Source organism: Duganella callida, from assembly GCF_004614165.1.
Taxonomy (GTDB): domain Bacteria; phylum Pseudomonadota; class Gammaproteobacteria; order Burkholderiales; family Burkholderiaceae_D; genus Rugamonas; species Rugamonas callida.
Genome location: NZ_SPVG01000240.1, coordinates 1 through 10,556, shown reverse-complemented (window position 1 = coordinate 10,556; position 10,556 = coordinate 1). Strand labels below are relative to the sequence as shown.

Sequence of the window (10,556 nt, the reverse complement as noted above, 5' to 3'; positions counted from 1 at the left end):
CGGCGTCGGCCGCAGTGCCTGCGCTGTTGCCGGCGATACCGACGGCGCGCGCCGCTGGCGCTGCCGATACCGCCGCGTCGCCTGCCGACATCCCTGCCAGTGCGCGCGCCGTCCCGCTGTCGTCCGTGCGCCTGCTGCCGTCGGTCTATGCCGACGCCGTGCAGGCGAATCAGGCATATCTGCTGCGCCTGAGCGCGGACCGCTTCCTGCACAACTACCACCGCTTCGCCGGTTTGCCGACAAAGGGTGCGATCTACGGCGGCTGGGAGTCGGACACCATCGCCGGCGAAGGGCTGGGCCACTATCTTTCCGCATTGTCGCTGATGTATGCGCAAACCGGCACGCCGGCGCTGAAGCCGCGCATCCACTACATCGTCGCCGAGTTGGCACGCGTGCAGCAGGCGCAGGGCGATGGTTACGTGGCCGGCTTCATGCGCAAGCGTAAGGACGGCACGGTGGTCGACGGCAAACAGATCTTCCCCGAGATCATGCGCGGCGAGATACGCTCCGCCGGCTTCGATCTGAATGGATGCTGGGTGCCGCTGTATAACTGGCACAAGGTGTTCGCCGGCCTGTTCGACGCGCAGACCTATGCCGGCAACGACCGGGCCTTGCAGGTGGCCGTCGGCCTGGGCGGCTATATCGACAAGGTGTTCGCCGCGCTGAACGACGAGCAGGTGCAGCAGGTGCTGGCCTGCGAACATGGCGGCATCAACGAAAGCTTCGCCGAACTGTATGCGCGCACGCGGGACCCGCGCTGGCTGGCGCTGGCGCAGCGCCTGTATCACAACAAGGTGCTGGTGCCGTTGACGCAGGGCCGCGACGAACTGGCCAATCTGCACTCCAACACCCAGATTCCGAAGCTGATTGGCCTGGCGCGTCTGCACGAGCTGACCGGGCGCCACAGCGATGCCGAGGCGGTCAACTTCTTCTGGCAGCGCGTGACGCGGCATCACAGCTACGTCATCGGCGGCAACGGCGACCGCGAATACTTCTCGGCGCCGGACAGCATCGCCGCCCACATCACCGAGCAGACCTGCGAAGCCTGCTGCAGCTACAACATGCTGAAGATGACGCGCCACCTGTACAGCTGGGCGCCCGATGCGGCCTACTTCGATTATTACGAGCGCACGCACCTCAATCACATCCTGGCGCACCAGAATCCGCGCACCGGCATGTTCACTTACATGACGCCGTTGATGTCCGGCGTGGCGCGCGAGTTCTCCAGCGAGGACAATGATTTCTGGTGTTGCGTGCTGTCCGGGATGGAGAGCCATGCCAAGCATGGCGATTCCATTTATTGGGAAAATGGCGACACGCTGTTTGTGAATCTCTACATTCCTTCAACGGTGGAGTGGAAGGCCGCCGCCGCCAAACTGGAACTGAACACCGGCTATCCGTTCGAGGGCGACATCGATCTGAAAGTGCGCCACCTGGCGGGGCGGCGCCCGTTCACGCTCGCGCTGCGCATTCCGGCGTGGGCGGGCAAGTACACCTTGCTGGTCAACGGCAAACCGCACGCGGGCTCCACCAGCAAAGGCTACGCAATCATACGCCGCCGCTGGCGCGCCGGCGATACGGTGCGCCTTTCGCTGCCGCTGGAACTGCGCCTGGAGGCCGCCGCCGGCAACGACCACGTGGTGGCGCTGCTGCGCGGGCCGATGGTGCTGGCGGCCGATCTGGGCGCGGCCAGCCAGCCATTCAGCGGACTGGCGCCGGCGCTGGTGGGGGCGGACATCCTCGGCGCATTCAGCGAACAGGACAAGGGCAGGGCGGTGTATCGCAGCGTCGGCACCGGCCGCCCCGGCGACATGAAGTTCGCGCCATTCTTTTCGCAGTATGAGCGCAGGGCGGCGGTGTATTTCAACGCTTACACGGAAGCCGAGTGGGCGCAATCGGAGGTTGCCTTCCGCAAGGAGGAAGCGCGCCTCAAGGATCTGGCGGCGCGCTCGGTGGATGTGATGCACCTTGGCGAGATGCAGCCGGAGCGCGATCACGATCTGCAATCCGATATCTCCTATCCGGTGACCTACCGTGGCCGCACCGGCCGCGACGCCCGCACCGGCGGCTATTTCAGCTTCCGCTTGAAATGCACAGACGGGCCGCTGACGCTGCAGGCCAGTTATTGGGGCGAAGAGCGCAACCGCGATTTTTACATTCTCGTCGATGGCGAGCGCATCGCGCGGGTCAAGCTGGACGCCAACCATGCGGGCGCGTTCTTCGACGAGGAATATGCGGTGCCGGAGCGTCTCACGCGCGGCAAGACCGGTGTGGTGGTGCGATTCGAGCCGGAGCCGGGACACACGGCGGGGCCGGTGTTCGGCGTCCGGCTGTTCACGCAGAAGCTTATTTCTTCTTGATCGGCTGGGTCTTGGCGACCGTGCGGGTTTTGTTGGCCTCGGCCAGTACGGCGCGGCAGTCCACCGGTTCCACCTTGCCCGGATTGATCAGCGGGACCACGGCGGCCAGCGGATTGACCACGGTCGCCAGCGCCACCGCCGCGCCGCCCTTGAGCAGCAGCGGGCCTTTCTGCGGGCCGACGTCCGGATGGGTGAAGGTGCCTTTGGCGTACAGCGGCGTGCGCAGCGAGATGATGCGCAGTCCCTTGGTCTGGGGACGCACGTCGAGGTTCATGCTTTCCTTGGCCAGGTCGACATTGCCGCTGACGTTGATCACCGCTTCCTGCGTATCGACCACGAAGCGGCGCGCGGTCGCGTTGCCATGTTCGACCACGAAGTCGCCGGCCAGGCAGTTGAGCTGGATCTGCTTGTCGCCGAACAGTTTGACGAACACCAGGTTGGCGACGTTCAGCCCGGCCGCCTCGAGAATGAATTTGCTGACCGAACCCTCGCTGACGGTGGCGCCCAGTTCGCCGCTGGAGCTGGCCAGCATGGCCGACACCGAGTTGCCCTTGCCGGCCAGCGCAGCGTCGCCGCTGACCTCACCCACGCTGGCCTGCATCGATTCCAGTTTGGGGAACAGCTGGTTGATCTTCAGATGGCGCGCGGCGGCACGGATCTCGGCGTCGATGACTTTCTGCCGCCCGTTCAGCGTGATGTTGGAGGTGATGTCGCCGCCCGCCATGCCGAAGTTCAGCGGCGTCAGGGTCAGCACCTTGTTGTTCATGCGGATGCGCGTCTGGATGTCCTGCAACGGAATATCATGCGTGCGCACCAGTTTTTTGCCGTTGAATTTGACGTCGGCATCGAGCGCATCCCACTTGGCCGTGTTGAACTGCTCGACCGGCAGGGCCTTGTCTTGCGGCTGATTTTGCGGCTTGCCGCGATTGGCCTTGCTCTCGTTGCTCTCGGCGCCGATGGTCGGCCCCAGGTCTTCCAGCCGCAACTGGCGCGAGGTCAGGGTGCCGGTCAACAGCGGGCGCGGTTTGCGCGGGCTGTAGGCCAGCGTACCTTCCAGATCGCTGCCGCCGACCGTGCCGGTGAAGTCCTTGTAGGTCCAGTCCCAGACGGCACCGGTCTTTTTGCCGATCAGGCGGCCCTTGGTGTCGTACGGCGGGGTTTCCGGCAGCAGCACGCCGGTCAGCGGGTACAGGTCGGCCATGCTCGCGCCGCCGAGCGCGAGGCGGATATCGAGACCGGCGGGCGAGCGTGGATCGGTGATCTGGCCTTCGACCGCGATCTTGTTTTTGCCCAGCATGGCGTTGGCCTGCACCGGGAAATTGCTGTGGGCATCGCGCAGCGACAGCACCTTGCCGACCTTGCCGCCGCCGGTGACGGGGGCGTTGCGGTAGCTGCCGCCGAGTTCAAAGCGCACGCCGTATTTCTGCGCATCGGCGCCTTCGTTGATGCCGCTGGCCTTGGCGCGCAGATCGAGTTTGATGGCTTCGTCGAGATAGCGCAGGTCGCCGTCGCCGAGGGTCAGGCGGCCGATGTCGACTTCCCATTCGGACGGCCCGTTGTCCTTGAAGGTCCAGGTGTTGGTGCCGTCCGCCTTGCGCTGGGCGGCGATGTTGATCTTGTCGACGGCGAGGTCGGCGATGTCCACTTCCTTGTGCAGCAGCGGCAGCGGGTGGATCGCCACCACGATGTTGCCGACACTGGCCAGGCGCGGACCGGCCGTGGCCCAGTCGGGATTGACGATGTAGACATCGTTGGCGCTGATGCGCGGGCGCGGCACCCAGCGTCGCCAGCCGGATTCGGTGGCGTCGCCTTGTTCCCAGTGCACGCGCAGGTCGCCGTTGATGGCGAATTCACGGCCTATGGTTTCCGATACCCGGTGGTTGATCCAGGGACGGGCGCGGTTCCAGTCGAAGGTCAGGATGAAGATGACGACGGCGACCAGGATCAGCAGCAGGGTGGCCAACAGGCCTAGCGTAATTTTGAGTGGGCGCGATATGTTCATGAGTAACCATGCTACGCCGCGCGCGCCACGGTTTATGTGCGGTATGCCACAGTAAGGTCAAATCGGCGGCCGGCCGACCAGCCACGCGTGCAGCGCTTCGCGGTCTTCTGCGTCGAGGCCGTAATGGAATTTGCCGGCGATCTGGGTGGCCACCGGGGCGCCGTCGCGGAACAGAATGCGGTTGCCGGCCAGCGCCGGGACTTTCTCGCCCGGCAGAAGCGTGCCGCAGAGGTTGAGCGGATCGATGCCGGAAATGCAGACGTAGCTGCCGTCGTGGGCGCGGCGGCGGGTTTCCCTCAGCAGCGGGATGGCCTCCGGCAGCGCGAACTGTTCGCCGGAGAGGCCGGCGACGAAGCGGCCGCCACGGATTTCACCGCGCGCTTCCAGGCGGTGATAGACCGGCAGCAGTTCGCGCCAGCTCGGCAGCCAGCCGGCTTCGCGCTCCAGTAGCCGCCAGAACATCACGCCATAGCGACGCAGCAGGGTCATGGCGATGTGTTCCAGCGTCTCCGGATCGGTGCGCGGCTTGCGGGACGGCGCGGCGGGCTGTGCGCGCGTCGCGATCGGCGCAAGCTGCTCCGCGTTCGCCTCGGCGCCGGCCGGCATGCCGGCGCCGGTTTCAATGGCGCGCACGTTGACGGTGAGGTTGTCGCCGCGGCGGACGATGGCCCAGCGGCCGGCTTCCTCCATGGTCGGACCGGCGCCGCGGCGGCGCCGCTTGTCGCTGCTGGCGCGCTTGTTGGCCGGCACCAGCATGGCGCGCAGGCCGGCGTAGCTGTCGGCGTTGACCAGGCCGGTGGCCACCAGTTCGCCCAAGGTGTTCTCCAGCTCCACCGGCAGCAGGCGCGCCTGGTGCGACAGCTCGTCGAAGAACATCGCCCCTTCGCGGCGCAGCACGTCCAGCACACGCGCCGCGCGCGGCGCGTGTGCTGGACGTGCTGCGCCGCGAAGGGGCGATGTTCTTCGACGAGCTGTCGCACCAGGCGCGCCTGCTGCCGGTGGAGCTGGAGAACACCTTGGGCGAACTGGTGGCCACCGGCCTGGTCAACGCCGACAGCTACGCCGGCCTGCGCGCCATGCTGGTGCCGGCCAACAAGCGCGCCAGCAGCGACAAGCGGCGCCGCCGCGGCGCCGGTCCGACCATGGAGGAAGCCGGCCGCTGGGCCATCGTCCGCCGCGGCGACAACCTCACCGTCAACGTGCGCGCCATTGAAACCGGCGCCGGCATGCCGGCCGGCGCCGAGGCGAACGCGGAGCAGCTTGCGCCGATCGCGACGCGCGCACAGCCCGCCGCGCCGTCCCGCAAGCCGCGCACCGATCCGGAGACGCTGGAACACATCGCCATGACCCTGCTGCGTCGCTATGGCGTGATGTTCTGGCGGCTACTGGAGCGCGAAGCCGGCTGGCTGCCGAGCTGGCGCGAACTGCTGCCGGTCTATCACCGCCTGGAAGCGCGCGGTGAAATCCGTGGCGGCCGCTTCGTCGCCGGCCTCTCCGGCGAACAGTTCGCGCTGCCGGAGGCCATCCCGCTGCTGAGGGAAACCCGCCGCCGCGCCCACGACGGCAGCTACGTCTGCATTTCCGGCATCGATCCGCTCAACCTCTGCGGCACGCTTCTGCCGGGCGAGAAAGTCCCGGCGCTGGCCGGCAACCGCATTCTGTTCCGCGACGGCGCCCCGGTGGCCACCCAGATCGCCGGCAAATTCCATTACGGCCTCGACGCAGAAGACCGCGAAGCGCTGCACGCGTGGCTGGTCGGCCGGCCGCCGATTTGACCTTACTGTGGCATACCGCACATAAACCGTGGCGCGCGCGGCGTAGCATGGTTACTCATGAACATATCGCGCCCACTCAAAATTACGCTAGGCCTGTTGGCCACCCTGCTGCTGATCCTGGTCGCCGTCGTCATCTTCATCCTGACCTTCGACTGGAACCGCGCCCGTCCCTGGATCAACCACCGGGTATCGGAAACCATAGGCCGTGAATTCGCCATCAACGGCGACCTGCGCGTGCACTGGGAACAAGGCGACGCCACCGAATCCGGCTGGCGACGCTGGGTGCCGCGCCCGCGCATCAGCGCCAACGATGTCTACATCGTCAATCCCGACTGGGCCACGGCCGGTCCGCGCCTGGCCAGTGTCGGCAACATCGTGGTGGCGATCCACCCGCTGCCGCTGCTGCACAAGGAAGTGGACATCGCCGACCTCGCCGTCGACAAGATCAACATCGCCGCCCAGCGCAAGGCGGACGGCACCAACACCTGGACCTTCAAGGACAACGGGCCGTCCGAATGGGAAGTCGACATCGGCCGCCTGACCCTCGGCGACGGCGACCTGCGCTATCTCGACGAAGCCATCAAACTCGATCTGCGCGCCAAGGCCAGCGGCATCAACGAAGGCGCCGATGCGCAGAAATACGGCGTGCGCTTTGAACTCGGCGGCAGCTACCGCAACGCCCCCGTCACCGGCGGCGGCAAGGTCGGCAAGGTGCTGTCGCTGCGCGATGCCCACAGCAATTTCCCGGTGCAGGCCAACGCCATGCTGGGCAAAAACAAGATCGCGGTCGAAGGCCAGATCACCGATCCACGCTCGCCCGCCGGTCTCGATATCCGCCTCGCGCTCGGCGGCGCGAGCATGGCCGACCTGTACCCGCTGACCGGCGTGCTGCTGCCGGAAACCCCGCCGTACGACACCAAGGGCCGCCTGATCGGCAAAAAGACCGGTGCCGTCTGGGACTGGACCTACAAGGACTTCACCGGCACGGTCGGCGGCAGCGATCTGGAAGGTACGCTGGCCTACAGCCCGCGCAAACCGCGCCCGCTGTTGACCGGCACCCTGACCTCGCGCCAGTTGCGGCTGGAAGACCTGGGGCCGACCATCGGCGCCGAGAGCAACGAGAGCAAGGCCAATCGCGGCAAGCCGCAAAATCAGCCGCAAGACAAGGCCCTGCCGGTCGAGCAGTTCAACACGGCCAAGTGGGATGCGCTCGATGCCGACGTCAAATTCAACGGCAAAAAACTGGTGCGCACGCATGATATTCCGTTGCAGGACATCCAGACGCGCATCCGCATGAACAACAAGGTGCTGACCCTGACGCCGCTGAACTTCGGCATGGCGGGCGGCGACATCACCTCCAACATCACGCTGAACGGGCGGCAGAAAGTCATCGACGCCGAGATCCGTGCCGCCGCGCGCCATCTGAAGATCAACCAGCTGTTCCCCAAACTGGAATCGATGCAGGCCAGCGTGGGTGAGGTCAGCGGCGACGCTGCGCTGGCCGGCAAGGGCAACTCGGTGTCGGCCATGCTGGCCAGCTCCAGCGGCGAACTGGGCGCCACCGTCAGCGAGGGTTCGGTCAGCAAATTCATTCTCGAGGCGGCCGGGCTGAACGTCGCCAACCTGGTGTTCGTCAAACTGTTCGGCGACAAGCAGATCCAGCTCAACTGCCTGGCCGGCGACTTCGTGGTCGAACATGGCAACGCGACCGCGCGCCGCTTCGTGGTCGATACGCAGGAAGCGGTGATCAACGTCAGCGGCAATGTCGACCTGGCCAAGGAAAGCATGAACCTCGACGTGCGTCCCCAGACCAAGGGACTGCGCATCATCTCGCTGCGCACGCCGCTGTACGCCAAAGGCACCTTCACCCATCCGGACGTCGGCCCGCAGAAAGGCCCGCTGCTGCTCAAGGGCGGCGCGGCGGTGGCGCTGGCGACCGTGGTCAATCCGCTGGCCGCCGTGGTCCCGCTGATCAATCCGGGCAAGGTGGAACCGGTGGACTGCCGCGCCGTACTGGCCGAGGCCAACAAAACCCGCACGGTCGCCAAGACCCAGCCGATCAAGAAGAAATAAGCTTCTGCGTGAACAGCCGGACGCCGAACACCGGCCCCGCCGTGTGTCCCGGCTCCGGCTCGAATCGCACCACCACACCGGTCTTGCCGCGCGTGAGACGCTCCGGCACCGCATATTCCTCGTCGAAGAACGCGCCCGCATGGTTGGCGTCCAGCTTGACCCGCGCGATGCGCTCGCCATCGACGAGAATGTAAAAATCGCGGTTGCGCTCTTCGCCCCAATAACTGGCCTGCAGCGTCAGCGGCCCGTCTGTGCATTTCAAGCGGAAGCTGAAATAGCCGCCGGTGCGGGCGTCGCGGCCGGTGCGGCCACGGTAGGTCACCGGATAGGAGATATCGGATTGCAGATCGTGATCGCGCTCCGGCTGCATCTCGCCAAGGTGCATCACATCCACCGAGCGCGCCGCCAGATCCTTGAGGCGCGCTTCCTCCTTGCGGAAGGCAACCTCCGATTGCGCCCACTCGGCTTCCGTGTAAGCGTTGAAATACACCGCCGCCCTGCGCTCATACTGCGAAAAGAATGGCGCGAACTTCATGTCGCCGGGGCGGCCGGTGCCGACGCTGCGATACACCGCCCTGCCCTTGTCCTGTTCGCTGAATGCGCCGAGGATGTCCGCCCCCACCAGCGCCGGCGCCAGTCCGCTGAATGGCTGGCTGGCCGCGCCCAGATCGGCCGCCAGCACCATCGGCCCGCGCAGCAGCGCCACCACGTGGTCGTTGCCGGCGGCGGCCTCCAGGCGCAGTTCCAGCGGCAGCGAAAGGCGCACCGTATCGCCGGCGCGCCAGCGGCGGCGTATGATTGCGTAGCCTTTGCTGGTGGAGCCCGCGTGCGGTTTGCCGTTGACCAGCAAGGTGTACTTGCCCGCCCACGCCGGAATGCGCAGCGCGAGCGTGAACGGGCGCCGCCCCGCCAGGTGGCGCACTTTCAGATCGATGTCGCCCTCGAACGGATAGCCGGTGTTCAGTTCCAGTTTGGCGGCGGCGGCCTTCCACTCCACCGTTGAAGGAATGTAGAGATTCACAAACAGCGTGTCGCCATTTTCCCAATAAATGGAATCGCCATGCTTGGCATGGCTCTCCATCCCGGACAGCACGCAACACCAGAAATCATTGTCCTCGCTGGAGAACTCGCGCGCCACGCCGGACATCAACGGCGTCATGTAAGTGAACATGCCGGTGCGCGGATTCTGGTGCGCCAGGATGTGATTGAGGTGCGTGCGCTCGTAATAATCGAAGTAGGCCGCATCGGGCGCCCAGCTGTACAGGTGGCGCGTCATCTTCAGCATGTTGTAGCTGCAGCAGGCTTCGCAGGTCTGCTCGGTGATGTGGGCGGCGATGCTGTCCGGCGCCGAGAAGTATTCGCGGTCGCCGTTGCCGCCGATGACGTAGCTGTGATGCCGCGTCACGCGCTGCCAGAAGAAGTTGACCGCCTCGGCATCGCTGTGGCGCCCGGTCAGCTCGTGCAGACGCGCCAGGCCAATCAGCTTCGGAATCTGGGTGTTGGAGTGCAGATTGGCCAGTTCGTCGCGGCCCTGCGTCAACGGCACCAGCACCTTGTTGTGATACAGGCGCTGCGCCAGCGCCAGCCAGCGCGGGTCCCGCGTGCGCGCATACAGTTCGGCGAAGCTTTCGTTGATGCCGCCATGTTCGCAGGCCAGCACCTGCTGCACCTGCTCGTCGTTCAGCGCGGCGAACACCTTGTCGATATAGCCGCCCAGGCCGACGGCCACCTGCAAGGCCCGGTCGTTGCCGGCATAGGTCTGCGCGTCGAACAGGCCGGCGAACACCTTGTGCCAGTTATACAGCGGCACCCAGCATCCATTCAGATCGAAGCCGGCGGAGCGTATCTCGCCGCGCATGATCTCGGGGAAGATCTGTTTGCCGTCGACCACCGTGCCGTCCTTACGCTTGCGCATGAAGCCGGCCACGTAACCATCGCCCTGCGCCTGCTGCACGCGTGCCAACTCGGCGACGATGTAGTGGATGCGCGGCTTCAGCGCCGGCGTGCCGGTTTGCGCATACATCAGCGACAATGCGGAAAGATAGTGGCCCAGCCCTTCGCCGGCGATGGTGTCCGACTCCCAGCCGCCGTAGATCGCACCCTTTGTCGGCAAACCGGCGAAGCGGTGGTAGTTGTGCAGGAAGCGGTCCGCGCTCAGGCGCAGCAGATATGCCTGATTCGCCTGCACGGCGTCGGCATAGACCGACGGCAGCAGGCGCACGGACGACAGCGGGACGGCGCGCGCACTGGCAGGGATGTCGGCAGGCGACGCGGCGGTATCGGCAGCGCCAGCGGCGCGCGCCGTCGGTATCGCCGGCAACAGCGCAGGCACTGCGGCCGACGCCG

At 66.0% G+C, this 10,556-nt stretch carries 4 protein-coding genes and 2 pseudogenes; 3 read left to right on the top strand and 3 right to left on the bottom strand.

Annotation, left to right across the window (positions count from 1 at the left end):
* Positions 1–14 precede the first annotated feature (14 nt).
* Positions 15–2,360 carry a glycoside hydrolase family 127 protein gene (locus E4L98_RS24255; protein ID WP_135204109.1) on the top strand — a complete coding sequence of 782 codons (2,346 nt, stop codon included), beginning with the start codon at positions 15–17 and terminating at the stop codon, positions 2,358–2,360.
* Here E4L98_RS24255 and E4L98_RS24260 read toward each other — a convergent pair.
* Together E4L98_RS24260 and E4L98_RS24265 are read right to left on the bottom strand one after the other, a co-directional pair.
* Positions 2,347–4,323, bottom strand: a complete 1,977-nt coding sequence (locus E4L98_RS24260) for an AsmA family protein (RefSeq protein ID WP_229257547.1) — start codon at positions 4,321–4,323, stop codon at positions 2,347–2,349. The genes E4L98_RS24255 and E4L98_RS24260 overlap by 14 nt on opposite strands.
* 96 nt (positions 4,324–4,419) lie before the next feature.
* Positions 4,420–5,286 (bottom strand): annotated as a pseudogene (locus E4L98_RS24265) (Lhr family helicase); the annotation flags it as partial.
* Here E4L98_RS24265 and E4L98_RS31410 point away from each other — a divergent pair.
* Both E4L98_RS31410 and E4L98_RS24275 read left to right on the top strand, forming a co-directional pair.
* Positions 5,256–6,137 (top strand): annotated as a pseudogene (locus E4L98_RS31410) (Lhr family helicase); the annotation flags it as partial. The pseudogenes E4L98_RS24265 and E4L98_RS31410 sit on opposite strands and share 31 nt — an antisense overlap.
* A 96-nt stretch (positions 6,138–6,233) precedes the next feature.
* Positions 6,234–8,210, top strand: a complete 1,977-nt coding sequence (locus tag E4L98_RS24275) for an AsmA family protein (RefSeq protein ID WP_229257547.1) — start codon at positions 6,234–6,236, stop codon at positions 8,208–8,210.
* On the opposite strand, the gene E4L98_RS24280 is transcribed toward E4L98_RS24275, so the two are convergent.
* Positions 8,197–10,542 carry a glycoside hydrolase family 127 protein gene (locus E4L98_RS24280; protein WP_135204109.1) on the bottom strand — a complete coding sequence of 782 codons (2,346 nt, stop codon included), beginning with the start codon at positions 10,540–10,542 and terminating at the stop codon, positions 8,197–8,199. The genes E4L98_RS24275 and E4L98_RS24280 overlap by 14 nt on opposite strands.
* Positions 10,543–10,556 lie beyond the last annotated feature (14 nt).